The 25,946-nt window shown below is 63.8% G+C and carries 19 protein-coding genes; 11 read left to right on the forward strand and 8 right to left on the reverse strand.

The annotated features are described in order from the left end of the window. The first annotated feature begins 22 nt into the window (after positions 1–22). The 6 genes from AC13EK_RS15845 to AC13EK_RS15870 all read left to right on the forward strand — a co-directional run bounded on the left by AC13EK_RS15845 (position 23) and on the right by AC13EK_RS15870 (position 7,014). Positions 23–733 (forward strand): RNA polymerase sigma factor, encoded by a 711-nt coding sequence (locus AC13EK_RS15845; RefSeq protein ID WP_081331577.1) that lies wholly within the window; start codon positions 23–25, stop codon positions 731–733. Beyond that, complete coding sequence (locus AC13EK_RS15850; RefSeq protein ID WP_069335650.1) at positions 717–1,667, forward strand: FecR family protein; 951 nt, start codon at positions 717–719, stop codon at positions 1,665–1,667. The genes AC13EK_RS15845 and AC13EK_RS15850 overlap by 17 nt, the downstream gene beginning before the upstream one ends. Before the next feature lie 592 nt (positions 1,668–2,259). Further along, on the forward strand, positions 2,260–3,780 hold the full coding sequence (locus tag AC13EK_RS15855) for a TolC family protein (protein WP_069335651.1): 1,521 nt from the start codon (positions 2,260–2,262) through the stop codon (positions 3,778–3,780). Next, entirely contained in the window at positions 3,777–4,781 is a 1,005-nt protein-coding gene (locus tag AC13EK_RS15860; protein WP_017502347.1) for an HlyD family secretion protein, read from the forward strand. Before AC13EK_RS15855 ends, AC13EK_RS15860 begins: the two co-directional genes overlap by 4 nt. After that, on the forward strand, positions 4,778–5,905 hold the full coding sequence (locus AC13EK_RS15865) for an ABC transporter permease (RefSeq protein WP_017502348.1): 1,128 nt from the start codon (positions 4,778–4,780) through the stop codon (positions 5,903–5,905). Before AC13EK_RS15860 ends, AC13EK_RS15865 begins: the two co-directional genes overlap by 4 nt. Beyond that, entirely contained in the window at positions 5,902–7,014 is a 1,113-nt protein-coding gene (locus AC13EK_RS15870; RefSeq protein ID WP_017502349.1) for an ABC transporter permease, read from the forward strand. Before AC13EK_RS15865 ends, AC13EK_RS15870 begins: the two co-directional genes overlap by 4 nt. 377 nt (positions 7,015–7,391) lie before the next feature. On the opposite strand, the gene AC13EK_RS15875 is transcribed toward AC13EK_RS15870, so the two are convergent. From AC13EK_RS15875 to AC13EK_RS15885, 3 genes are all read right to left on the reverse strand, one after another. Beyond that, a complete protein-coding gene (locus tag AC13EK_RS15875; protein ID WP_125999167.1) occupies positions 7,392–8,957 on the reverse strand; it encodes an IS630 family transposase in 1,566 nt (521 codons plus the stop codon). Positions 8,958–9,557: 600 nt separating this feature from the next. Next, complete coding sequence (locus AC13EK_RS15880) at positions 9,558–10,631, reverse strand: alpha/beta hydrolase (RefSeq protein ID WP_069335652.1); 1,074 nt, start codon at positions 10,629–10,631, stop codon at positions 9,558–9,560. 16 nt (positions 10,632–10,647) lie between these two features. Beyond that, the gene (locus tag AC13EK_RS15885) at positions 10,648–11,847 is read right to left on the reverse strand and encodes an MFS transporter (protein ID WP_069335653.1); all 1,200 of its coding nucleotides are present in this window, start codon (positions 11,845–11,847) and stop codon (positions 10,648–10,650) included. A gap of 107 nt (positions 11,848–11,954) precedes the next feature. On the opposite strand from AC13EK_RS15885, the gene AC13EK_RS15890 reads away from it, so the two are divergent. Continuing rightward, positions 11,955–12,878, forward strand: a complete 924-nt coding sequence (locus tag AC13EK_RS15890; protein WP_017502354.1) for a LysR family transcriptional regulator — start codon at positions 11,955–11,957, stop codon at positions 12,876–12,878. A gap of 198 nt (positions 12,879–13,076) precedes the next feature. Here AC13EK_RS15890 and AC13EK_RS15895 read toward each other — a convergent pair whose 3' ends face one another. Genes AC13EK_RS15895 through AC13EK_RS15905 form a run of 3 tightly spaced genes read right to left on the reverse strand, consistent with a single transcriptional unit; the run spans position 13,077 to position 15,423 of the window. Next, complete coding sequence (locus AC13EK_RS15895; protein ID WP_069335654.1) at positions 13,077–14,192, reverse strand: NADH:flavin oxidoreductase/NADH oxidase; 1,116 nt, start codon at positions 14,190–14,192, stop codon at positions 13,077–13,079. Positions 14,193–14,221: 29 nt separating this feature from the next. Continuing rightward, positions 14,222–14,905 carry a type 1 glutamine amidotransferase domain-containing protein gene (locus AC13EK_RS15900; protein ID WP_069335655.1) on the reverse strand — a complete coding sequence of 228 codons (684 nt, stop codon included), beginning with the start codon at positions 14,903–14,905 and terminating at the stop codon, positions 14,222–14,224. 5 nt (positions 14,906–14,910) lie between these two features. After that, positions 14,911–15,423: an SRPBCC family protein gene (locus AC13EK_RS15905; RefSeq protein WP_202968882.1), complete on the reverse strand. Its 513-nt coding sequence runs from the start codon at positions 15,421–15,423 to the stop codon at positions 14,911–14,913. Positions 15,424–15,521: 98 nt separating this feature from the next. Between AC13EK_RS15905 and AC13EK_RS15910 the strand changes: the two genes are divergently transcribed. The 4 genes from AC13EK_RS15910 (at position 15,522) to AC13EK_RS15925 (ending at position 21,235) form a co-directional block, all read left to right on the forward strand. Further along, on the forward strand, positions 15,522–16,475 hold the full coding sequence (locus AC13EK_RS15910) for a LysR family transcriptional regulator (RefSeq protein ID WP_017502358.1): 954 nt from the start codon (positions 15,522–15,524) through the stop codon (positions 16,473–16,475). Positions 16,476–16,923: 448 nt separating this feature from the next. After that, positions 16,924–18,525, forward strand: a complete 1,602-nt coding sequence (locus AC13EK_RS15915) for a glycoside hydrolase family 43 protein (protein ID WP_234791912.1) — start codon at positions 16,924–16,926, stop codon at positions 18,523–18,525. Between the two features lie 23 nt (positions 18,526–18,548). Further along, a complete protein-coding gene (locus AC13EK_RS15920) occupies positions 18,549–20,117 on the forward strand; it encodes an MGH1-like glycoside hydrolase domain-containing protein (RefSeq protein ID WP_069335658.1) in 1,569 nt (522 codons plus the stop codon). Next, positions 20,114–21,235, forward strand: a complete 1,122-nt coding sequence (locus AC13EK_RS15925) for an endo-1,4-beta-xylanase (RefSeq protein WP_069335659.1) — start codon at positions 20,114–20,116, stop codon at positions 21,233–21,235. The genes AC13EK_RS15920 and AC13EK_RS15925 overlap by 4 nt, the downstream gene beginning before the upstream one ends. Here the strand turns inward: AC13EK_RS15925 and AC13EK_RS15930 are convergent. Then, positions 21,232–22,821 carry a rhamnogalacturonidase gene (locus tag AC13EK_RS15930; RefSeq protein WP_069335660.1) on the reverse strand — a complete coding sequence of 530 codons (1,590 nt, stop codon included), beginning with the start codon at positions 22,819–22,821 and terminating at the stop codon, positions 21,232–21,234. The genes AC13EK_RS15925 and AC13EK_RS15930 overlap by 4 nt on opposite strands. A 65-nt stretch (positions 22,822–22,886) precedes the next feature. Beyond that, complete coding sequence (locus AC13EK_RS15935; protein WP_125999171.1) at positions 22,887–25,919, reverse strand: TonB-dependent receptor domain-containing protein; 3,033 nt, start codon at positions 25,917–25,919, stop codon at positions 22,887–22,889. Between the last annotated feature and the right edge of the window lie 27 nt (positions 25,920–25,946).

Raw genomic sequence — 25,946 nt, forward strand, 5'->3', positions numbered from 1 at the left:
CCCCCGGGGTTTTGCGCCCTAGATGCACGAGCGCGATTTTTCCCCCAGTGTCGGATTGCACTTTTTTGACATTGCGATCGGACATGGCATTTTTTGGATGCATGCATGGCGTGTCTGCGCGGTTCGCTCGTCATGGGGCTTGCCGAACATGACCGATTTTTCCGACGATCGCGCCTTCTGGCTGTCACGGCAGATCCTGCCGCATGAGGGTAGCCTGCGCGCCTGGCTAAGCCGGCGTGTCCATATCGGCTTCGACATCGATGATGTGATCCAGGAAGCCTATTCCCGGCTCGTCATGCTCGAGACGGTGAGCCAGATCACCAATCCGCGTGCCTATCTGTTCCAGACTGCCCACTCGATCATCCTCCAGGATTTGCGGCGATCCCGGATCGTGCCGATCGGCTCGATCCACGAGATTGGCGCGCTCGAACTGGAGGCGTCCGAGCCCCTCCCCGACCAGTTGGTCGACGAACGCATGGAACTCGAGCAGGTGGCAGCTGCCATTGAAGCACTGCCCCATCGCTGCCGCGAGGTCTTCATGCTGCGCAAAGTGCAGGGCTTGTCCCAGCGCGATGTAGCCAACCGTCTTGGCCTGTCGGAAAGCACGGTTGAAAAGCATGTCGCCAACGGTATTGGCAAATTATTGGATTTCTTCGCGCATAGCGGAAAATGGAGCGCTCGTGCATCAAGGGCACGTAAACGAGACAGCCGGCGCCATGAAAAGAGACAGTAGCGCACATATTGGCGACGCAGCAGCGCGATGGGCTTCGCGCATTGATCGCGCACCTCTGGAGCCCCATGAACAGGCGGAGCTTGACGCCTGGCTGGCGAGCGACACACGCTGTCCGGGCGCCTTCATGCGCGCCCGCGCTGCCTTGCTGCGCATGGACGCAGCCCAAGCCCTGGGCCCGGATTTCACGCCGCAAGCGCCGCGCCTGCACTTGTCCCGCCGCAATGTTCTTGCCGGATCAGGCGGCCTCCTCGCAGCATCGTTCGGCGCATTCCTGTTCTGGCCTAGATCGCAGGTCTATCGCACCGAAACAGGCGAAGTCCGATTGATCCCGCTCGATGACGGATCGATCGCAACGCTCAATACGCAGAGCGAGATGGAAGTCCTATTTACCCGGGAAAAGCGCCTGGTGCGCCTGATACGCGGAGAAGGCTATTTCGAAGTCGCCAAGGACAAGGCGCGACCTTTCATCGTCACTGCCATGGGCGCGCAAGTCCGTGCGGTCGGCACTGCATTTACCGTCCGAACACTGCCCGGCCGTGCCGTGGATGTGCGTGTCCAAGAAGGGATCGTCGAAGTCGGGAAGCCTGCACGCGCCAATCAAGCCGTCAGGATGGCCGCGAATATGGAAGCGAGGATCGGAGACGACGCTGATCGCATTGCTCCCGTTGCCATCACCCCGGACAATGTCCAGCGCGACCTTCTATGGCGGGAGGGACGCCTGAGCTTCGAAAGCGAGACGCTCGCGAACGCTGTCGCTGAGTTCAACCGCTATAATCGCACCGCCATCATCCTCGCCGGCGAGGGCATCGGCAAAAGGCATGTGACGGGCCTTTTCTCGGCAACCGATCCGCAGGGCTTTGCTCAGGCCATCGCCCTAAGCATGGACCTCAGCGCTCGTTCGAACGAAAAACAGATCGTGATTGAGAGCCGCTGAGCAGTCCACGATCCAGCATATCCTCGGACACTGCTCAGTTGAGCTAGCGCGGAAAACCCAACCCACGATCTCCCCGTCGACGGCCAACATCGAGAAAATCCTAATGATAACGGACGGTCCGTTTGTGAGAGGCGCGAAGTGGCGGCTGAAAGGCCGCAAAGGGTCGCGAGTTGCCTAAGCGTCGAACACCTTGGGCAGGGACTTTGCTGCCGTTCGCCTGCGGCCTGTCGAACGGCGCCTCTCGTCAGAAGCCGACATTCAACGTTCGCCCGACCGGCCTCTGGTTATGTCAGAAGCTTGGCCGTTATACCAAGGATCATAGATGATGACTCCCCGCGCCAATGCCGAGGCGATCAAGGCGGCGGGCATTTTCCAGCGCTTTTATGTCTCGACCGGCATCGGCCATGAGTTCCTGACCTAGGGGCCAAACCTGTACGAAATGGCGCCGTTGCTGTTTCGCGACCGCACGGGGGCGGGGCATCCGAGGAATTCAATTGCGCGCGTGTTTCATTGCAAATATGCGTAATCGAAGATCACGCCGTCGCGGGAGCGACCCTCGGCGGCGTGGCAGGCAAAACAGGGGCGGAGCAGGGTGCGCAGCACGAAGCGGCAGGATCTACACGTCGCGCACCGTCGCTGCAGCGGGCCTGCCGCGCTCGCCCTACTGCTCGCCTCTACCGGCACCGCAGTAGCGCAGGAGGCGCCGCCGCCCCCGCTCAGTTTTCAGGCAGCGCTCGCCAGGCTCGACAAAGCCTCACCGGGGCTCACCGGCGACGACCATGCCGTCCGCGCCAGCGAGGAAATCGCCGCCGCCACCCGAACGCTGCGCCGCCCGGTGGTCACCGCCTCGGCGAGCGTGATCGAATATCAGAAGACGCTCTCGGTCGACCTGTCCGAGCCCAAGGCCGATGCGCTGAGCGCCACCAACGGCTTTCTAGACCAGCTTGGCGGGCAATTCTCCGGCGCGAGCGCGCAGATTGTGGCGCAGGTGACCCAGCGGATCGGCGCGGCCCTGCCCCGGCTGTTTGGCGCGATTCCCAACACGCTGGAGTTCCAGACGCGCGACACCGTGTTCCGTCCGGCGATCACCGCGGCGATGCCGCTCTATACCGGCGGCGCGATTCCCGCCGTCCAGAAGGGCGCGGACGCAGCGGTAGGCATCGCCCGGGCCAAGCAGGCGGGCGGGCAGGATCTCTCCCGCGTCAATCTGGTGCGCGCCTATTTCGGCCAGAAGGTCGCGAGTCAGCTGACCGTATCAACCCGCGAACAGCTCGAAGCCTTCGACCGGCACCTCTCGGACGCGCGCAAGCTGGAAGCGGAAGGCGTGCTCGCCCATGCCCGGGTGCTGGAGGTGGAGGTCGCGCGCAACACCGCCCAGCGCGCCTTCGAGCATGCCCGCAGCGAGGAGGCGATCGCCACCGATACGCTGGCGCGGCTGCTCGATCAGCCGCTGGGCGTCACCGCCTCCACTCCGCTGTTCGTCCATTCGGAGCCGCTGCCGCCGCTCCAGCGCTTCCTCGACGGCATCGACCAGTCGCCGCGCGCGCAGGGTGCGGATGCCGCCAAGAGCGCAGCGCAGGCCGGGGTGGATCTCGCCAAATCGCGTTATCGCCCCCAGGCCTTCGCCTTCGGCAGCTACAACGCCAATCGCAACAACGCGCTGCCGACCGAGCCCGACTGGATCGCCGGCGTCTCGCTGCGCATGACCCTGCTCTCCAACTTCGATCGCCAGAAGGCGCTCTCGGCCGCCCGCGAGAACCAGGCCGCCGCCGCCGATGCCGCCGCGCAAGCGCGCCGCGACGTCGCCGGTGAGATCGTTCGCGCCTGGAACATCGCCGAAGCGGCGCGCCGCTCCTTCCTGCTGCTCGATGCCAACCTCGCCGCCGCGCAGGAAAATCTGCGCGTGCAGCAGCTTTCCTTCCGCGAAGGCGAGGTCGCCTCATCGGCGCTGATCGATGCCGAGGCGGCGCTGTCGACAGTCCGCACCCAGCGGCTCGCCGCCGCCTATGAATATGACCTGGGGTTGATGGCGCTGCTCGCCGCCAGCCACCGCGTCGACGACTATAGCGACTTCATGGCGCGTGCCGACCGGCACGTGGAGGACCAGCAATGACCGACGAGACCGCGGCTCCGCCGCGCCGCAAGCCGCCCATCCTCGCGATCGTGCTCGGCATCGCGGTGCTGGTGCTGATCGTCGGCGGGCTGTGGCTCGCCAACCGGCCCGCACCCGAGCAGCTGCAGGGCATGGTCGATGCCGACGAGGTCAATGTCGCCACCAAGGCGCTCGCCCGCGTCGAGACTCTGGTGGCCGAGGAAGGCCAGCGCGTCCGCGCCGGCACGCTGCTCGCGACGCTGTCGAGCCCGGAGATCGCCGGCGGCAAGGCGCAAGCGCAGGGCGCGGTGGACGCCGCCCGCGCGATCGCCTCGGAAACCAATGAGGGCGTGCGGCAGGAGGACATCGCCTCGTTGCGCTCCACTTGGCAGGCGGCGCAGGCGGCAGCCGACCTCGCCGCGGTGACCAGCCGGCGCACCGCGAACCTTTATGCGCAGGGCGTGGTCGCGGCGCAGCGGCGCGACGAGGCGGCGGCAGCGCGCGACGCCAGCGCCAAGCAGGCCGAGGCCGCGCGGCAACAGTATCTCAAAGCGCTCGCCGGCGCACGCCCGCAGAACAAGCAGGCGGCCAACGCCCAGGTCCGCATCGCCGAGGCGGCGCTGCAGACCGCCACCGCGCTCGGCAGCGAGACCCAGCTGGTCTCGCCGATCAACGGCGAGGTTTCGCGCAAGCTTGTGCAGCCCGGCGAAGTCGTCAGCCCGGTGATCCCCGCCTATCAGGTGCTCGACATCGACCATAGCTGGGTAGCGCTCACCGTGCGCGAGGATCGCTTCAAGTGGATCGCGATGGGCAAGCGGCTGCACGGCCACATCCCCGCGCTCGGCCGCGACGGCGATTTCGCGGTCTATCATATCGCCCCGCGCGGCGACTTCGCGACGTGGCGCGCAACGCGGCAGGCTTCGGGCTATGACGTCCGCGCCTTCGAGGTGAAGCTGCGCCCGGTTACGGCGATCCCCGGCCTGCGCCCCGGCATGAGTGTGCTGTTCGACTGGCCGCAATGAGCGCCTTCGGCCACGCCTTGGGGGCGGAGCTGCGCCATCTGGCGCGGGACCGCTGGGACCTGGCCGGGCTGACGCTGATCCCCGCGCTTCTGCTGTTTCTGATCGGTGCGATGTTCTGGCAGGGATCGATGCGGCGGCTGCCGATCGTGGTGATTGACGACGATCGCAGCTCGGCGAGCCGCGATATCCTGCGCGCGATCGACGCGGCGCCGCTGGTCCATATCGTCGCGATGCGCGCCACCGAGGCGGAGGCAGTGGAGGAAGTGCGGCGCGGCCATGCCAATGGCTTCGTCCACCTGCCCAAGGATCTCGGCGCGGGGCTTGCCCGCCACCGCACGCCGGTAATCCGCATCCTATACAATGCCAGCTTCCTATCTTCCGGCTCGCAGGCGGCGAGCGGTGCGGAGAGCGCGGTGCAGGCCGCCGCCGCGTCGCTGGTGGTGGACCAGCTTTCCGGCCACGCCCTGCCCCCGGATCCGACGCGGCGCTTCGCCGTCGAGGCGGTGCCGCTCAACAACGCCGCGTCGAGCTTCGAGTGGTTCCTCGGCACGCTGATCTATCCGGCGGTGCTGCATCTGGTCGCGGCGGTCACCTCCGCGATGGCGCTGGGCCGGGAACTGGAGGGGCGGTCGCTCGGCGGCTGGGCGGCGCGCAGCGGCACGATCGTGCCCGCACTGTTCGGCAAGCTGCTGCCGTATGTCGGAGCCGCAAGCCTGTGGGGCATCGCCTGGCTGCTGTTCGTGACGCTGGGGCGCGGCTGGCGGGTGGAGGGCAGCGTAGCGGCGATCGTCGCGGGGCAGACGCTCTTCTATCTCGGCACCGCCGCGATTTCCGCGCTGCTCGTCGCAGCCACGCGCGAAACCGCCACGGCGCTGTCGGTCTGCGCGGTCTATGCGGGTTCGGCGTTAGCCTATGCGGGCGCCACCCTGCCGCTCAACGGCGGCAGCGGCTTCGCGCGCTTCTGGAGTGAGGTGCTGCCCCTCACCCATTACCTCGCGCTCCAAACCGGGCAGCTGGGCGGACAGGATGTCGCCACCATCTTCCCGCCGATTCTGGCACTGCTCGCCTATGTGCTGGTGCCGGGCGCGCTCGCCTGGCTGCTGATCCGGCGGCAGGCGCGATGAGTTTCGCCGCCGCCTTCCGCGCCACCTGGGCGACGGTGCTGACCTCCCGCACCCTGCTCAGCACGATGCTGCTCGCGGTGGTGCTCTATGCCTTCTACTATCCGGCGCCCTACAGCCAGGAAGTCGCTCAGCAACTGCCGGTGGTGCTGGTCGATGAGGACGGCAGCGCGCTCAGCCGCGAGCTGGTCCGCAACCTCGAAGCCACGCGCGCCGTGATCGTGGCCGAACATGCACCGAGCGTAGCCGAGGCTCAGGCGCAGCTCCGCGCGGGCAAGGTGGACGGCGTGGTGCTGATCGCCCGCGGACTGCAACGCCAGCTGCGTACCGGCGCGCCGGGGGCCGGGATCGCGGTATGGGTCAATGCCTCGTACCTCCTGCGCGCCAGCACGATCGGCGAGGCGGTGACCGAGGTGCTGCGCGATCTCGCCGTCGAGAAGCTGGACGTGCTGGGCCAGGCCGTGCGCACCGGGCCGCCGGTCACCATCGTCCGCGAGCCGATGTTCAACCCGACCGCGGGCTACAAGGGCTATGTCTTCCCCGCCGTGACCATCGTCATCATCCAGCAGACCCTGCTGTTCGGCGTCGCTACCTTCGTCGGCGGGCGGCGGCGCGATGGGCGCTGGCGGATGGGGCATGGCGAATATCTCGGCACGTGGGCAGCGTTCACATCGGTTGGGCTGCTGACCTGCCTGTTCCTGTTCGGCTTCATCTTCTGGGTGCAGGGCATCCCGCACGACGAGAATGTCGCGGGCATGCTGCTCGCCGCGCCGTTGTTGGCGGCCTCGGTCGCCGGGCTGGGGCTGTGGCTGGGCAGCTATTTCGACCGGTCTGAGCGGGCGATGATGATCCTCGCGCCCACCTCCGCGCCCTTCTTCTTCCTCTCGGGCACTGCCTGGCCGCTCGACCAGATGCCGGGCTTCGTCCGCGCGGTGGCTAAGCTGATCCCCTCGACCAGCGGCGTGCAAGTATTCGTGCCGCTCAACCAGATGCACGCCAGCCTCGCCGACGTGGCGCCGGGGGTGCTCACGCTCCTCGGCCTTGCGCTCCTCTATGGCGGGCTAGGCTGGTGGCGGATCACCGGGCTGCGTCAGAAGCTGAAGCTGAGCTAGCCGGCGACGAAGTCCGAACTCGCATAGCCTGCCTTGGCCGACGCCGGCCCAGCGGCGAGATGCTCGTAGCGGCCGGTCAGCGACAGCCGCGGGGTGAGTGACCAAACCTCCTGCAGCCGAGGGACATCGGAGGTCCGAGTGTGGCGGACTTCACTCTTTATACCGAAGGCGATCAACCACGATGCGGAAGGCTGTGGTTGCCTAGGGCCGCTTTCGGCCCGAGCGGTCGTTCAAAGTGACTGGTGGGAACGGCTTGAGCTGGTCGACTGACGCCGCCCCCTCCTGACGTGTCGGAAGGCACTTTCGGGAAATGCTGTTCGTCCGCCCCCGGAAGGTTGAGCATGCCAAAATTCAAAAGCGCCCACTCGAGCGGATTATTATCTCCAACGCGGATCCTTGCAATTATTGCTATCTGAGAAGGTGGCCTCGCTACGCTCCTCACCCCAGATGCGCTTGCCAGCCCGCTTGGGATGCTCGCGAAAGTGCTGGTTGCGCTCGGCGAAATAGCTGTTGATGGCTGCCCGTGCTTCGTCGACCGACTCATAATTGCTATTGTGGATGATTGCCCGAGCCATCCCGCTGAAGATTGATTCAATGACGTTCAAGAACTGAGCGCCCGCTGGCAGTGGAGCCGTTTCGACGCGCGGGCGTCTAGCCACCTCGGCGATCGCATTGTGATCCTGGATCCGTTGGTGCAGCTTTTTCGACATGTGCCAAGACGCGGCATCCCATGACAGATAGAGAGTGCGTCGATCGGCATATTGCTCGATCAGCACTTCCATCATGCGTATCATCTCGGCTGTATTCTTTCGCTCACTGTAGAAGTGCGTGACTTGGTTTCCGCTTAACTCCAGCGCCGCCGTCATGATCATGCAGCCCTTTGATCGCTGCCATTGTGGGACCACACGGTGTGGGCCAGGAGGATCGAGCTTGACTCCGGACTTCATTTTGACTGCGAAGGGGCCGAACTCGTCGATCGAGAAGAAGGCCTCATCTGACGCCAGTTTACCCAATATGGTCTGCACAGCCGCCAGTTTCTCCCGGTAGGCAGGGTCTTGGGATGTCAGCACGATCCTCGCCTTGCGCCATTTCCAGCCGGCATCCTTGACGATCTGCCGCACAACGTGAAGGCACGCCGGATGCCCCACCGAGGTTAACACCATCCGGAGATCGCGCATGGTCCAAGACGTACGATTGATGCCATGATCTTTTGGCGGCTCATGGAGAATGCGGAAAACGGCGGCCTTCAGATCCTCTTGCTGAGCCTTCAGCACTCCCCTGCTTATTGGGGCAAGCAATTGCTCGACGCCGCCAGCTTGGAACGCTCGAATATGGCGTCTGCAACTATTCCGGCTTAGCCCGAGGCACGCAGAGATGCGCCGGATCGGGAAGCCCTGCGCATAGGCTAGGACAGTGATGGCCCGATTGCGCCGCCGGCTGCTGGGATCATGGACGCAAGGCAGAAGCTTTGAAGCGACCTCGGCTGACACACGTAACGGGGTTCCAAGGTGGTTTCCCCTAAGCTCATTGATCCAATGCGCCACCTCAAGCCCCTGCTCGGCACGGCGGTCGCGCTCCAGACTGAGAGCGATGGTCGAGCCCGCAGCCGCTGCGTCAGCCTTGAGCCGATAGGCTCGGGACCCTTGAGCGAAAGCCACGCATGCGCCTGATGCGTCAAAGCCAAACGGTCGAACCGCGATTTTCACATACGAAGACTGGGCTTTCCGGCATTGCCTGCGGACGGCATCATAACTGCCAAGGCTGCCATGCTGATCTCGCAGCGACTCGTAAATCGCCTTCATCGTGCGGCGCTCCCGCTGCGGCTTCGCTTCATCCTCGATAAGCATTGAGGTGATAGTGGGCACATACGGGGCGATTGCTGGCGGGCGGCTCGGACGGCGATATTTGGCGGGCTGCTCCTGCGCGAGCATCTTGCGGACCACGGCTCGGCTAAGCCGTTGCGATCGGGCAACTCCTCTGATCGACTGCCCGTCGATCAAGACGAGTTTACGAATGCGGGCCCATTGGACAGGATCTGTATGCATCGCCGGGGACCTCCCAGCTGACATCATGCCGGATATGAGTTAATGCCTGTCGAACTCCGGCTGTGACCGAATCTCTAGCGCCCATTCTGCACTCATTGCCCTCGGCATAGATCTCAGCTCTCGTCAAAATAGCGTGAAGCCTGATGCCCTCGTCTCAAAACCGCTTGTGCCCCCCTATCTATTCGACTCCTATCAACGTCGCGACAGACCGGTTTCGACGTGACCGGACATTCATATTGCCGCGTAGGAAAGGCGAGATTTGGTCGCGACCTGCCGGTTACCGGACAGTCCGGACCTGGGGATGCGAAATTGGTGCCTGAATGGCGACAAAGGGTCGGCAGCGACCCCGCGTTAATCCCTGCCGCCGCTTTGAACGGGAGCCCTTCTCAAAGCCAGCCATTTTCGCAAGTCTGGCATCTGCCAGACAGAATGGCACTGGCAATGAGAATGAATCCCTTTGACAGCATAGTAGGTGGGCATGACGCCCACCCACTTGTTTCAGGCCGCGAGGTGGTCGTTGAAGAATGTCGTGAGCTTGTCGAACGGGATGATGTCAACCTGATCGTAGAGGTCCGTGTGCGTGGCGCCAGGAATGATCATCAACTCCTTGGGTTCAACCGCTGCCGCATAGGCCGTCTCGCTGAAATAGCGCGAATGTGCCTTCTCGCCATGGATGAGCAGCACCGGTCGGGGAGCGATCTCCGCGATATAGGTTAGGATCGGCAGATTGAAGAACGGCAGCGGCGTGGTGAGCGACCATGCGGCGTTCGAGTTGATCGCGCGGGGATGGAAGCCGCGCTTCGTCTTGTAATAGGCCGCATATTGCACGACGAACTCGGGTTCGCCGCCCTTCAGCTCCAGGGAGACCGGGCCATAGGCCGGAGTGCCCTTCTCGGCGTCCGTCCAGCGCTGGCGGCTCATCTGCTCCAACGCCTCGGTGCGCTGCTGCGGGGGCGTGCTGTCATTATAGCCCTTCGACATGACGCGGGTCATGTCGTACGTGGTGCTGGCGACGACCGCCTTGATCCGCTTGTCGATGGCGGTGGTGCTGAGCGCCATGCCGCCCCAGCCGCAGATGCCGATGACACCGATGCGCTCGCGGTCGATCTCCGGCCGCAGCCCGATGAAGTCGACGGCCGCGCTGAAATCCTCGGTGTTGATGTCCGGCGATGCGACGTTGCGCGGCTCACCGCCGCTCTCGCCGGTATAGGACGGATCGAAGGCGAGCGTTGCGAAGCCGCGCTCGGCCATGGTCTGAGCATAAAGGCCCGAAGACTGCTCCTTGATCGCCCCGAACGGACCGCTGACCACGATCGCCGGGAGCTTCTCGGTGCCGCGCTCCCTGGGGAGATACAGATCGGCTGCAAGCGTGATGCCGTAGCGGTTCTTGAACGAGACCTTCTGGTGATCGACGGCGTTGCTGCGCGGGAATGTCTTGTCCCAATCTTGTGTCATATCTGGAGCCTTTGCTGGGGAAATGGAAGGGATCGAAAGCACGCCAAGGGTGACGAGACCGGCTGCGCCAGCCCTGAGCACGCCGCGGCGCTCGAATGAGGAGGATCGGTCGGTCATGGCTGGGCTCTCCTTGTCAGGCCAATTGTTCGGCGAAGATCGGCATGGTGCGGATGCGCGACGTGACGACCGCCAGCAGCGACGCGATAACGAGTAGGGCGGCTGCGACGCTGAACGGGCCGCGATAGCCCCAAGCATCGAACAATGTGCCGCCGACCATCGCGCCGAGCATGATCGCAAGCTGGATGATCGCGACCATCAAGCCGCCACCGGCTTCCGCCTCATGTGGCATAGTCTTGCTGAGCCAGGTCCACCATCCAACCGGCGCGGCGGTGGCGAGCAGGCCCCAAAGGGTGAGGAGCAGGCCGGCGGTCAGGGGCGTGCCGTCAACTTCGACCAGCGTGATGGCAATGACTGCCAGCATGGCCGGGATGGTGATCAGCAGGCTGTAGAGGTGTGTCTTGAGCAGCCAGCCAATCATGATCGTGCCAACAAAGCCAGCAATGCCCAGCGCCAGAAGTATGGCCGAGATCAGCGGCGCGTCGTTCCCCGTCACCAGGTCAAGGAACGGACGCAGATAAGTGAGCAGCGTGAACTGACCGAAGAAGAACAGAGAAACGGCAATCATGCCGATGGCGAACTGCCGATGTTTCAGCAGAGCGAACACGTCGCGTGCGCGGATCGTCGCTTTTTCGGGTGGCAGGGCCGGAAGGCTGCGCCACTGCCAAACGAACGCGATGACGGCGAGCGGCACCACGCAGAAGAAGGCGCCGCGCCAGCCGATCAGGCCGCCGAGGAAGCTGCCGATGGGGGCGCCCAATGTGGTCGCGACCGCATTCCCGCCATTGAGGATCGCCAATGCCTTAGGCACGGACTCCTCGGGCACGAGGCGCATAACGACTGCTGCCGATATTGACCAGAATCCGCCGATCGCGACCCCGAGCAATGCGCGCCCTGCCATCAGCAGCGGGGCATTGGGCGCGAGTGCGACCATCACGCCGGACACGACCATCAATGCGGTGAAGATTAGCACGACGCGACGCCTGTCAGAAACGCCGATGATCGCCGAGATGAACAGGCTAGTGATGAGCGCGAAGAGGCCGGAGATGGCAATCGACTGGCCAGCATGCCCCTCAGTGATCGCCAAATCGCGCGCGATCGGGCTCAACAGGCTGACCGGCATGAATTCCGATGATATCAGTATCGTGGCGCACAGCGCCATTGCTATCACCGCGCCCCAGGCAGGCGCTGTCGCGATTTTGCCGGATGCCGGCATGGTCTACCTCGTAGTTCTCGGATGAATTTCTCCTCCACTATCTAGCCCGCGCGTCGATCCATAATTAGAGGTCTAAATCTTCTGATAATCAGTAGGGATTTTAATTAATGGCGCGGGACACGCTGAGCGACATCACCGCCTTCGTCCATGTGGCGCGCGAGCGCGGTTTCACCAAAGCAGCCGGTAAGCTCGGGCTTTCCCAGTCCGCGATCAGTCAGATCGTCAAGAAACTGGAGGACCGGCTCGGGGTCCAGTTGCTCGTCCGCACAACCCGCAGCGTGGCGCCGACAGAAATCGGCGAGAGGCTGCTCCAGAAGGTCAGTCCCTATCTGGACGGGATCGAGGCGGAACTGGCCGCGGTCAACGAAGTGCGAGACAGGCCTACGGGCAAGATCCGTATCAGCGCATCGGACCACGCCATCAACGAACTTCTGCTGCCCAAGCTGACCGCTTTCATGAGGGACTATCCTGACGTCAGTGTCGAGATGATCACCGACTATGGTCTGATCGACATTATCAGCGAGCGCTATGATGCGGGCGTGCGCTACGGCGAAACTCTGGCGAAGGACATGATCGCCGTCCGCATCGGGCCGGACGCCCGCATGGTCGCCGTCGGCTCGCCAGACTACTTCGAGCGTTATGGTCGGCCTGAAAGCCCGTCCGATCTCCAGTCGCACAATTGTATCGGGCTGCGCCAGACCTCCGGACGGCTCTACGCCTGGGAATTGCAGCGGGAGGGCGAGACGGAGATCAAGGTGCAAGTCGGCGGGCAGCTAATCTTCAATAACAGCTATTCCTGCCTCGGCGCAGCCGTTGCAGGACTGGGTCTCGCCTTCATCCCGCAGGATCTGGCGGAAGCACATCTGCAAGCCGGCAGGCTGGAAATCGTACTCGACGAGTGGAGCCTGCCATTCCCCGGCTTCTATCTCTATTATCCGACGGTCACGCAGCCATCGCTCGCCTTCTCGCTGCTAGTCGAGGCCTTGCGGTATCAATGGCCGGAACGGACCATAAGATTGGGCGGCAAGTAATCGTGGAGCTGCGCGTTGCAGGGCGACCAAGGAAAGCAGACTGACCGCATCTGGGCATCGGAAATCGACGGCTGAGCGACCGCAAAGGGTCGAAATTTCACGCCGGTCCATCCGGGGCCGAGATTGCCATTTCGCCAGCATGACCGCCGCCCACGGCCGCTACGATAATCGCGAACCTCGACCTCCCCGGCGGTCAGATCATTGCGCAGCCGCCTTGCCAATGCCGCGATAGCGCGACAGCCAGTGGGCATAGGGTGCGGGAAGCACCCAAGCCGGCTTCTCAACGCCGAGTGCCTGCGCAGCAACATAGGGATAATGCGGATCGGCCAGGTGCGCACGCGCGATCATGACGAGATCGAGTTCGCCCTTTTCGACCGCCGCATTGGCGACCTCGGGCCCGTCGATGCACCAGGCGGTGGCGACCGGCAGGCCGGTTTCCCGCCGCAGGCGGCCGGCATAGGGCGCCATGAAGCCCTCTGCCCATGGCGTCTTGCCCTCGATCGTCGAGAAACCGATGCTGACATTGAGCATGTCGAGCCCGCGTGCCTTGAATTCATTCACCAGCGCAATCGATTCCACCAGCGTCTCCTCGTCGCGGCCGTCAAACTCGATGACGCCGAAGCGCGCAGTCAGCGGCAGATGCTCCGGCCACACCTTGCGGACCTCCTCCAGCGTTTCGATGAGGAAGCGGCCACGCCCGCGCCAGTCGCCGCCATATTGGTCAGTGCGCTGGTTGGCATGGACCGAGAAGAAGCTCTGCGCGAGATAGCCGTGCGCGAAATGCAGTTCGAGCCATTCGAAACCGGCGGCCAGTGCGCGCTTTGCAGCGGCGACGAAATCGGCCTTCACCCGCTCGATATCGGCAAGAGTCATCTCGCGCGGCACGCGGGGCAGGCCACCGCCGAACGGAATCGCGGACGGCGAGATCGGCTCCCAGCCGCGCGGATCGCCGGCAGGGATATGATCGTCGCCCTCCCAAGGCAGGTTTGCGCTCGCCTTGCGGCCGGCATGGCCGATCTGGATGCCGGCTACGGCGCCTTCCGCTTTGATCTCGGCGGCGATGCGGGCCATGCCCTCGATCTGGCCGTCATGCCACAGGCCGGTACAGCCCGGCGTGATCCGGCCATCGGCCGACACGCCGGTCGCCTCGACGATCACCAGCCCTGCGCCGCCACGCGCGATCGAGGGATAATGGATCCAGTGCCAGCGGTTGGTGACACCATCGATGGCGCTATACTGGCACATCGGCGGCACGGCGATGCGATTGCGCAGGGTGACGCCCTTCAGTTTGAACGGCTCGAACAATGCGGACATGAAAGCTCCTTGGCGGGCAAAAAAGGGGATCAGCCGCGCACGGCTGCGAGGACGAGGTGCGCGACTTCCTCCGACGATTGCGGGTTCTGGCCGGTAACCAGCTTGCCATCACGGCGCGCGAAGGGCTGGAAGGCCGGGCCGCTTTCATAATGCGCACTGAGATTGCGGATCCGGGTTTCGAGCAGGAAGGGCACCTGCTGCGTCAGGCCGGCCATCTCCTCTTCCTCGTTGGAGAAGGCGGACACAGTGCGTCCGGAGACGAGCGGCTTGCCGGCTTGATCCTTCGCGCTGACGAGGCCGGCCGGGCCGTGGCAGACGGCAGCGACGACCTTGCCTTTCGCCCAGGCATCGGACAATAGCGCGCCGAGCGTGGCATTGTCCGGCATGTCCCACATCGTGCCGTGGCCTCCAGGCAAGAACACGGCGTCATAGTCGTCCGCGCGCACATTCGCGATGGCCGGGGAGGATTTGATCTTTGCCATTGCAGCAGCATCGGCGAGGAAGCGATCGACGCTGACAGGGTTCTTGCCGGCTTCCTCGATCGAATGGGGATCGACCGGCACCTGGCCGCCCGCGACAGAGGCGATGTCCACCTCGGCACCGGCATCGCGGAACACATAATAAGGCGTGGTCAGTTCTTCGAACCAGAGGCCAGTCTTGCGGTCGCTGGCGCCGATCCGGTCATGCGAGGTGAGAATGATGAGGATTTTCATGGAGTTCAGCCTTTCGTGCTGCGGGCGGCGACAATGAGGCCGTCGAGCCAGTCCTGATGACCATTGATCATGGGATTGGGTTTCGTTGTTGCCAACGCCTTCGCCGGCGCGCCGTTCTGCGTTTCCTGGGTGAGGATGCGGACGCGGCCACCGGGGAGATTCTCGACCAGCCAGGCATGGTGGACATCAAGGCGGCTATCGCCTTCGCCAGCCCAGCCGTGCCAGGCGACACGGCCCGGTGCGTTGTCTGACGGCGCGACATATTCCACCACCTCGGCCTCGACCGGGAAACCGAAGGTCTCGAAATAGAAGCGCGTTCCGCTGGCCAGTTCAGGGCCGCCACCATCATAAAAGCGAATGTTGGCACTGTTGGCGTAATAATCCGGCCAGCGGGGTGCCTCGGCCAGCAGCGGCCAGATATCAGCGGCATTCAGCCCCGCCACGATCACCTCGTTCGAGGCGAAATTGTCGCTGAAGCCGGGGAGAAAGCCCTCGGGCCAGTGGATTGCGTTCATCATGATGTCGCCCTCGATAATATGGATCGGTTGCCGCTTTCCTCGAAATGGGCATCGTGCAATGATAAGGCAAATAAGCTCCATCTATCAGGGCTATCATCGTGCGTGATATCAGAACGATCGATCTCAACCTGCTGCGCGCGCTCGATGCGCTGCTCGACGAACGCAACGTCAGCAAGGCGGCGGAGCGGCTCGGCGTCACCCAACCCGCTGTCAGCGGCATGTTGACGCGACTGCGCGAGAGTTTCGACGACAGCTTGTTCGTGCGCTCGCAGCGCGGTGTGCAGCCCACATTGCGCGCCCTCGCGCTGGCCGAACCGCTCAAGCAGATCCTCGCCAATGTCGAAGCCCTGCTGCGGCCGGCAGCCTTTGATCCGGCGACGGCATCCTTGACGCTGACTTTGGCAGCCACCGACTATGCCCTTCAGGCGGTGGTGGTGCCGTTCGTGATGAAGCTGTGCCGTTACGCACCCGGAATCCGGGTCGCGACACGACCGATCGACAATGACAGGATCGCCCAGCAGTTCGAACGGGGTGAACTGGATCTGGCGCTGATGACACCGGAATCCGCCCCGCTCGACCTCCATTCGCGGCGCCTGTTCGACGAAACCTATGTCTGCGCATTGCGGGCCGGCCATCCCGATGCCGGCGGCACGACGATTTCGATCGAGCGTTTCTGCGCGCTCGATCACGCGCTGGTGTCCTTCTCAGGTGGCTCGTTCCACGGCGTCACGGACGAAGCACTGGCCCGTGAAGGGCGGGAAAGGCATGTGGCGCTGTCATTCCACAGTTTCCTCGCTCTGGCGGAGGTGCTGCGAGCCACCGATCTCATCGCGGTCGTGCCACGGCGGCTGGCGGCTGCCTCCGATGGTCTAGCACTGATCGAGCCACCGGTCGCCGTTCCGGGCTTCACCAAGCTTGCCGTGTGGCATGGACGCACACACAATGACGCAGGACATCGCTGGGTGCGTGCACTTCTTTTCGAGACATGCGGCGCGGTCGATGCGCTCAGCAGCGAGTTCCTGCGATGCTGCAGCCTAGATCAGACGGGTTGATCGCACTCGGGCCTTCGCCGCAATGGTCTGGTCAAGGGCAGGCCTCTGGCGCTTGGCCAACTCCCTTCCCGCGATGAGCAAAGCCTTGGAGCCGTCTATTTGTGCCGGTGGTCGAGCATTTCTAATGCCCAGCGGAGCCTAACGGTAGCAAATCCTTGCTGATAAGGGGCAGCCGAAACTGGCAAGTCTCGGGCATCCGGAAAGGAAAAGCGGACGGGCTGCACGTGGGAAAGAAAAATTGGTGGTTGAACGGCCGGGAAGGGGCGAAACTGGCAGCATATCAACATCGAACAAATGATCGTGGTGAAAACGTACCTAGACAATGGTAGCGCTATCTAAAAATGGTTGCGTTACGGCACTCTTCCAAGCACAATCAGTCCATCAACGAGCAAAGCCCATTCTAAAGCCTTGCCGACAGGAGGGATATCTGATGCCGCTTCAAGGCGGAATGCTGGCAAGACTGTTATGCGCTGCATCTCTGATTTGCGCCACTGGTGCCGGGGCGGAGGCGTCACCCTCCGCATCGACATACGTCAACCCCATCCTCTACGCCGATTATTCCGACCCCGACGTCATTCGCGTCGGACAGGATTATTATATGGTGGCATCGAGCTTCCATTTCTCGCCCGGCATCCCGATCCTCCATTCCCGCGACCTGGTCCACTGGTCGATCCTTGGCCATGTCTTGCCGCGCCTGCCGTTCGCGCCCGAATATGACATGCCCGGCCCCCACAGCCTGACCGACGCGATTTCCAAGCCGATCGGCGGCACGCGCTATGCCGGCGGCGTCTGGGCGCCGTCGATCCGCCATCATGCCGGCCTGTTCTACGTCTATTGGGCGACGCCGGACGAGGGCATCTTCATGGCCACCGCCAGCAAGGCGGAAGGCCCCTGGAGCGCGCCGGTCAAGGTGATCGACCAGCCGATGCTGGAAGACCCCTGTCCCTTCTGGGACGATGATGCCCAGGCCTGGCTGGTCCATTCCCGCCATGGCGCCGGGCCATTGATCCTCCATCGTATGAGCGCGGACGGCAAGAGCGTGCTCGATGGGGGAACGGTGATCGTCGAGGACAAGCAGAAGCTGCCGATCCTGGAAGGCCCCAAATTCTACAAACGCAACGGCTATTATTATATCTTCGCGCCCTATGGCGGCGTGGAGAAGGGCGCGCAGGCCGCTCTGCGCGCGCGCGACATTCGCGGCCCCTATGAAGCGAAAACCGTGCTGGCCCAGGGCAGCAGCGCTCTGCAAGGGCCACATCAGGGTGGCTGGGTCGAAACGCCGTCGGGCCAGGGCTGGTTCATCCATTTCAACAGCAGCGGCGCCTTTGGCCGCATCACCTATCTGGAACCGCTCAAATGGGTCGATGACTGGCCGGTGATCGGCGACCTGCGCCCTGGCAGTGATGTCGGCCAGCCGGTCGAGCGTCATGCCATGCCGTACACGGGATCGCCCCTAACGAAGGATCGGCTCCAGGACACGGACGCATTCGGCAGCGCGAAACTGGGGCCACAATGGGAATGGAACCATAATCCGGACAACCGTGCCTGGAGCCTTACCGCACGCCCCGGTTTCCTGCGTCTCCAAGCCCTGCCCGCCGACCATCTGGTGACTGCCCGCAACACGCTGACCCAGATATTGCAGGGACCGAGCAGCCGGATCACGACCCGGATCGAGATCGGCCGGATGACCGATGGCCAGCGGGCGGGGCTTACCCTGTTCGGCGTAAAGCCAAGCTGGATCGGCATCGTCCGGCAGGATGGGCAGTCGCATCTGACTCTGGCGTCAGCCGGGGACGAAACCACCGGCCCAGCCCTCACCGGCTCCTCCGTCGAATTGCGGGCGGAGGTCAGCGAAGACCAGATGGTCCGTTACAGCTACAGTCTCGACGGCCGCGCATTCCAGCCGTTCGGCGACGCCATCGCCCTCGCGCGCTTTTCCTGGTGGAAGGGATCCCGACCGGGGCTGTTCACCTTCACGCGCGGCAAGCCCGACGGTTCTATCGACGTTGACTGGGTCCGGGTCGATCATCCCGCGCCTGCCGCGCCATAACGCCAGTTTCCAGGGGAAATTAAATGGATCGACGTTCCTTCCTGCTCACCGCCACGAGCGCCCTTGCCAGCGCTGGCACAAGTCGTATGGCCTATGCGGGGCCTGCCGCCGACACGCCGCGCTTCAGCACCGCCAACCGTCTTTGGCAGGCGGCCTATGACAAGGCGCTGGAAGTACTGGCCGCCAACGTTCAGGTCATGCCCTATGTTAGCAAGCCGGTGCTGATCGAAGGCGCCGTCTATCAGGGCATCTGGCAGGAATGCGGACCGCACGAGGCACTGGTCTATCGCAAGTTCCGGCCGGACGTGGCCCGTAACAGCCATATGACCTTTTTCGAATTGCAGCGGGCGGACGGCCAGTTGCCCGCCAACAACAAGATTGTCGAAACCGGCTTTGGCCAGATCCAGATGGTCGTGCCGATCGCTGCCACCGCCTGGGAACTGGCGCGGGCGACCGGCGACAGCGCGCTGCTGGAGGCCAGCTACCGCGCCTGTTCGGCCTGGGATGGCTGGCTGATGCGCTATCGCAATATACGCGGCACCGGACTGGTCGAAGGATTTTGCACCTATGACACCGGCCATGACAACAGCCCGCGCTGGGCCGGCATGCCCAACCAGTGCCCGAACAAGGATGCCCGCACCCATCACCCCATCGCCACCCTGCCCCGTCTGTGCCCGGACCTGTCCGCAACCGTTTATGGCGGGCGCAGGGCCTTGGCCGAAATGGCAAAGGAGCTCGGCAAGACCAGCGAGGCCGACCGCTGGGCAGCGCAGGCCGAGCATATTCGCGGCCTGATCCTTTCCAAACTCTATGTGCCGGAAGATGCGGCCTTCTACGATCTGGATGCCAAGGGCGATTTCGTGCGCGTGCGTTCCGACATTCTCTCGCGCGTCTGCGGCGAACATGTGCCCGACCAGGCGCTGTTCGACATGCTCTGGACCCGGCAACTGCATAATCCGGCAGCCTTCTGGGCACCCTATCCGCTGACGTCGGTGGCAATGGACGACCCTGCCTTTGTCGGATCAATCCCGGCCAACAGCTGGGGCGGCGCCACCCAGGCGCTGACGGCATTGCGCGCCGGCCGCTGGTTCGACCATTATGGCCGCACCGCCGAGTTCAGCCAGATGATGAATCCCTGGTGCGCAGCGCTGATCCGCGACATGACCTTCCGCCAGCAGATGGATCCGCGTACCGGCGCCTTCACCCATGCCGAGGCCGCCGGCTACTCCCCCGCCGCGCTGGTGATGGTCGATTATAGCTGGCGGCTTGTCGGCGTCTGCGAGGAAGCCGACGACCTGCACTGGAATGTCCGCCCCGGCCATGAAGCGGCGCAGGCCACCCGCCTGTCGATGCCGACCGATGCAGGGCGCAGTGCCGCCATGGCCTATCGTGCCGGCGGCGCCGACCTTAACCTTGCGGGCGCAGAAATCGGCCGGATCGAAGGCGGGGCCGCGCGCCTCGTCACCGACAAGCAGGGCAAGCCGCGCCATCTGATCGGTATCGAGCCACAGGCCCAGACGATCCGCCTGCGCCTGACGGGACAGTCTGTCCGCCAACTGACCCTGCACGCCAATGAACGGGTGACGCTGTGAACCGGGTGATCGACCGCCGCAGCCTGATCGCGGGCGCCGCTGCCCTGGCCCTGCCGATTCCTGCCTCGGCACGATCGGCAAACTCCCTCGCTGCGCTGGGCGCCGCCAAGGGCATCCGCTTCGGCAGCACGGTCGGCAAGGATAATTTCGCCGACCCCGGCTATCGCGCGCTCAATGCCGCGCAATGCGCGCTGGTCGTGCCGGAAAATGAAATGAAATGGTCGATCACGCGTCCCGATGCGCAGCATTTCGACTTTCGCGCCGCCGACCGGATCGTCGATTGGGCTGGTGCCAACGGCCTTGGCGTGCGCGGCCACACCTTGTTGTGGCACAGCGAGCGATGGATGCCGCAATGGGTGGCGGAGCATGATTATGGCCCCAATCCCAGAGCAGAAGCGGAACGGCTGCTGACCGACCATGTCGCCACGGTCGCCGGCCGCTATGCCGACCGGATCGACAGCTTCGATGTCGTCAACGAAGCGATCGATTCCGAAACCGGGGCGCTGCGCGACACCGCTTTGTCCCGGCATATCGGCGCGTTCGAGACTATCGACATCGCCTTTCGCACCGCGCGCGCGGCAGCGCCCAAGGCCCAATTGGTCTATAATGACTATATGGGCTGGCGCGCAGACGAGGGCGTGCATCGGGATGCGGTGCTGCGCCTGCTGGAACAGATGCGCAAGCGTGGCACGCCCGTCGATGCTCTCGGCATACAAAGCCATCTCGGCAGCAAGTTCAGCGATACGCCGACGGGGCTAGGGTCGTTGGATGAGCCCGCCTTCCGCCGCTTCCTGGATCAGGTCACCGGCATGGGCCTTGGCCTGCTCGTCACGGAAATGGACGTGCATGACAATCCGCTGCCCGGCGCCATCCGTCCGCGCGACGCGCAGGTCGCTGCCCATGCCAAGGCCTATCTCGACCTGATGCTATCCTACCCCCAGACGAAGACGGTGATGTGCTGGGGCCTGTCCGACCGCTATAGCTGGCTCAGCGGCATGCGGCTGCGGCCCGACGGCATGGCCAAGCGGCCCTGCCCCTTCGATGCCGATTTTCACCCCAAGCCGTTCCGCGATGCGATCGCGGCGGCTTTCGCCGCCGCACCAGACCGCAGAAGTTAAAAATCGCCGGACAGCGGGCCGTCGCTCCGGCGGTCCCCAATCCAGCGCGCACCGCTGCTGCGGAAGCCAGTGACCCGGTCAAGCGACCAGGTCGTGCCGCGTGGTGCGCGCAGGCCGACAAAGTCGGCATCCTGCACATCCTCCAGCCGGAAGGCCGCACGCGGATCGGGCGCGGCCACCGCCACCTCGACATTGCTGAAACGGATATTGCGCGCATGGCGGACAAAGAAGCCAGTGGCGGGCAGATCGCCGAACATCGTCGCTTCGGGATAGGCCAATTCGGCTTCGGGCGGGCGCACCTTGGCCATCGCCGCCGGCGCACCACCGACATGCTGGAAATGACAGTCGGCAATCGAGACATCCTCGATCGGGTGATCGATCAGCCCCGCAATCACCGACGGCAGCATATTGGCGCCCGAACTCACCACATTCTGGATGAGGATGCGCTTCATCGTGCCAATCGGCACGCCCGCAGGCCCACGCATCCGCTTGCCCAGCCGCAGGAACAGCGGCGCGTCGATGATACCCCGCATCGTGATATTGCTGACCGTCACATCCTCGACCACCGCCCCGTCGACCGTCTCGAACGCCAGCCCCCGGCTATCCTCGAAGATGCAGTTGCTGATCGTGATGTTGCGGAAGCCGCCATTGGATTCGGTGCCGAACTTGATCCGGCCGTGGATCTTGGGCGCGAAGGATGGCGGCATCTTGCGCCAGCTACCATCCAGCACCGACCCGACTTCATAATTGCCGGTCACGAAACAGTCGGAAATGGTGAGATTTTCGGTAATGCGGGGATGGCCCAGCGCATAGCTGCTCTTGGGACAGATGCCGTCATCCCACGGGGAATTGACGGTGCAATTGCTGATCCGCACATTGCGGCAGCAATCAATGTCGAACCCGTCGCGGTTGGTGTCTACCAGCACATTGTCGATGGTGAGATTATCGACCCCCGTGGCAAGCAATGCGAACCAGCCGCCCTCCAATATCCTGATGTCGCGCAACAGAACGTTGCGACAATTTTTGAGCGCGATCGCCTTGTTGCCGGTACCGGGACCGGTCGGATCCTTGAGCCAATTATCCTTGCCGTCCCCCCGGCCCAGCCCCTTGCCCCAGATCAGCCCCGGACCAAGGATCGCGATGTCGTTCAGCCCCTCGCCCCAGATCAAGCTGTTGCGCCAATGGCTGTGCCCGAAATCCTGATAGGCCCCCCACTCCCCGATCGGTTCGGCATGGTCATAGCCTTGCGTGTCGGTCGGCGCGGCGGCCAGCAGGACAGCGCCGTCCGCCAGGAACAGCGTGACCCGGCTCTTCATCCGGATCGTATAGCTGGCATAGGAGCCGGCCGGGAAATAGACGGTCCCGCCGCCCAGCCCTGCGACATGATCGATCGCCTTGTTGATCGCGCCGCTATCGATCGCCGTGCCGTCGCCCTTGGCGCCGAACTGGCGGACATCGACGATCCCGCCAACGGCCCCGGCAGCCGATCCCAGGCCCGCACCGGACGCGGCAAAAGCCGGTTGCGCGATCCCGGCCATGCCTGCCAATGCGCCGCCCTGCAGGAAGCTCCGCCGGTCAAAACCCATCATCCATCCCCTTGTCATGATGAAGGCGGGAATAGTCCAACTGTCCCCGCCCTCCTGTCTCATCCTCAGAATTTCAGCGATGCGCCGATGAAGAACTCGGTCCCCAGCACATCATAGGTCGCCGAGAAGGTGTTCGCATTCGGCCCCTGGGTGGTAACCGGCGGCTTGTTGTTGAACATGTTGTTCGCGCCGCCGAAAATCTCCATCCCCTCACGCAGCTTGTAGTTGAACGACAGGTCGAAATAATTCTGATCGTTCAGCACCGGATAGGCAAAGCTGTCGAGGCTCGGCGCGTTCGCCGCCCCCTGACGATGCGGTACGACATAACGGTCGGTCGTGACCTTGCCGATATAGCGATGCCGCAGGCTGAGGCTCAGATCCTCAACATTCCAGGTGATGCGCGACGTCGCCCGCCAGCGCGGCAGCGGCTGCCCGCAGGTCGGGCCATAGGCACCGGCACATTCATTCTTGATGTCGGGCAACGCCGCGACCGGCGTGGACGTGAACTCGTCCAGATAGGTCAGGTTGCTGCTGATATCGAACGAGCTGGTGCTGCCCAGACCCGGAAAGCCGAAACCGACGTCGAAAGAATAGCGCATCGCAAAGTCGATGCCCGACGTCTTGAGCTTGCCGGTATTGGCGTTGCGGATTTGCGCCACATAGGGATCGTTGATCTCGCCCGTATTGGGATTGCGCACGATCGCCCGGCAGAACTCGCTATTGGCGTCCTGAATGACGGTATAGCAGAGGTTGAGCGTGTTCTGCAGACCACCGCCCAACGACGAGATCGCGCCGTCCAGCGAGATATTGAAATAATCGACGCTGAAATAGAGTTTGGGCGCGAAGCTGGGCGTGAACACGGCGCCGACGGTGAACGTGTCGGACTTTTCCGCGCCCAGATTGACGTTGCCGCCAAAGTCCGCCGGCATGATGTTGTTGGGCTGGACCGCATCGGTGAAGACCGCGCCAGCTGGAACGCCCGTCGCGATGCAGACCGCGCGGACGGCATCGGTCCGCTGCGCCGCCGAAGCGCGCGAGGAACAAGGATCGGTCGCGACACCGACCACGCGGGTCACACCACCATAAAGTTCGTTCACATTGGGCGCACGGATCGCCCGCTGATACTGGCCGCGGAAGGCCAGATCGCGGTTCACCCGCCAGTCGAGCCCGCCCAGATAGGTCCACTGACCGCCAATGCCGGACAGGCTATAGTCGGAATAGCGGAAGCCGCCATTGGCAACCAGGCTCTCCATGAACGGCGTATCGTGGATCAACGGCACGCGCAATTCGCCGAAAATCTCGTTCACCGACACGCTGCCCTTCGTCGGCAGGCCGGGATTGAAACCGGCGACGTCGCCCGAGGCCAGGAAGGAGTCCGGCGTGAAAGTTGCACTGGTCTTGCGCCATTCATAGCCGCTGGAGAAACCGACTGGACCGGCGGGGAGCTGGAACAAGGTGCCGGTCACGCTCGCCTGCGCGACCTGCTGGGTGGCGATGGTCGAGTTGGTGGCGTTGATGCGGATCGCACTCGCGCAGGCTTCGGAAATATTCTGGCCGAAGATGTTGCAGACCGGAGCAGCGCCATTGACCGACAACAATGCCGCCTGCAGCCGGCTACGCGAAATCGCGTTCTGCAGCAGCAGCGTGTCTTCGCTGCGGGCATAGGTATAATAGGCGTCGAACTTGAGATCGGTCAGGACATTGTCCGACACGCTGCCCAGATTACCCTTGAAGCCCCAGGCGCCACGGAACACGTTGCGCCGTTCGCTGGCCAATCGCGGCCCCACCTCGCGATAGCGCCGGCCGGCGGTCAGGACCGCCAGGCCGTCCCCTGCGGTCGTCGTCCGCGTCGCGGTACCGCTGGTGACGGTGGTCGTCCCGGTTTCGGCCAGGTCAAGCTGACGGAGCACTTCCTGCAACTGCGGCGTCAGATAGGGATTATTGACGTCGAACAAGGTGGGCGACCCGACATTGGTCGGCGCCAGCCGGGCATTCACCACATTGCCGCTATAGTGAAGCTCCATATAGCCGGTGATATCATCGGTGAAATCATAATGGCCGAAGCTGTTGATCATCCAGCGCTTCTGCGGCTGGATCAGATAATTGTCGGGCCCCAGATTGAAATCATCCTGCGGCGTGATCTGTGGCCGGGCGGCCGTGCCTTCATCGTTGAAGGTGAAGCCGCGCGACGTCATCGCCGAAAGGCCGGCATTGGCATAGGCGGCATTGAGCGCCGCATTGGAGCCCCCCGCCGCCGGGATACCGGAAAAGCGTCCATTGGGGATATCGCCGCTGCCGCCGGCGACGAAGCCAAGCTCGCCGCCGCCCGCGACACAGCCCAGGCCGGAGGCCGGCGTGAAGGGCGTGCCGGCCCGGTCATGGCCGCCGCTGCCCGGCACGATGCATCCATCGTTGAGCGAGTCATAGGCAAAGCTGCCGCGCTGCCCGCGCGTAATCGAGTTGCGCTTGAGATAGTTGCCCGACACAACCAGATTGCCACGCCCGTCGGCAAAATTGCCGCCCATCGTCAGGTCGACGGTGTAGACGGGCGTGCCGGTGGGGCGATCCATGTTAAGCTGGGCGCGCGCTTCCACGCCTTCGAAATCGTCGCGCATGATGAAGTTGACGACGCCGGTGATGGCATCGGAGCCGTAGACGGCCGACGAACCACCCGTCACGATTTCCGTGCGCGCAATCAGGCTCGACGGGATCGTGTTGAGATCGGTAACCTGCTCCGGACCATAAATGGCATAGCGCCGCCCATTGACCAGCACCAGATTGCGGGTCGAACCAAAGCCACGCAGGTTGACGTCGGCAAAGCCGCCGGGAACGGTATTCGAGGTCGCGCTACCCAATTGCGAGCCGACCACCTGCGGCAACTGCGCCAGCGTCTTTTCGACGTTCACATTGCCCGAGAGCTTGATGTCTTCGGAGCCGACCACGCTGACCGGGGTCGAGGCATCGAAGCCATTGCGTGCGATGCGCGATCCGGTGACGACGATGTCTGCGGTTGCGCTATCCGAACCGCCCTGCGGCTGCTCGGCAGCAGTGACAGCCGGCGTTTCGGCGGAATTTTGCTGCTGTGCCAGCGCTGGCACAATCGGACAAAAAATAAGCGCGGCTCC

It is taken from the genome of Sphingobium sp. L-44 (assembly GCF_056859495.1).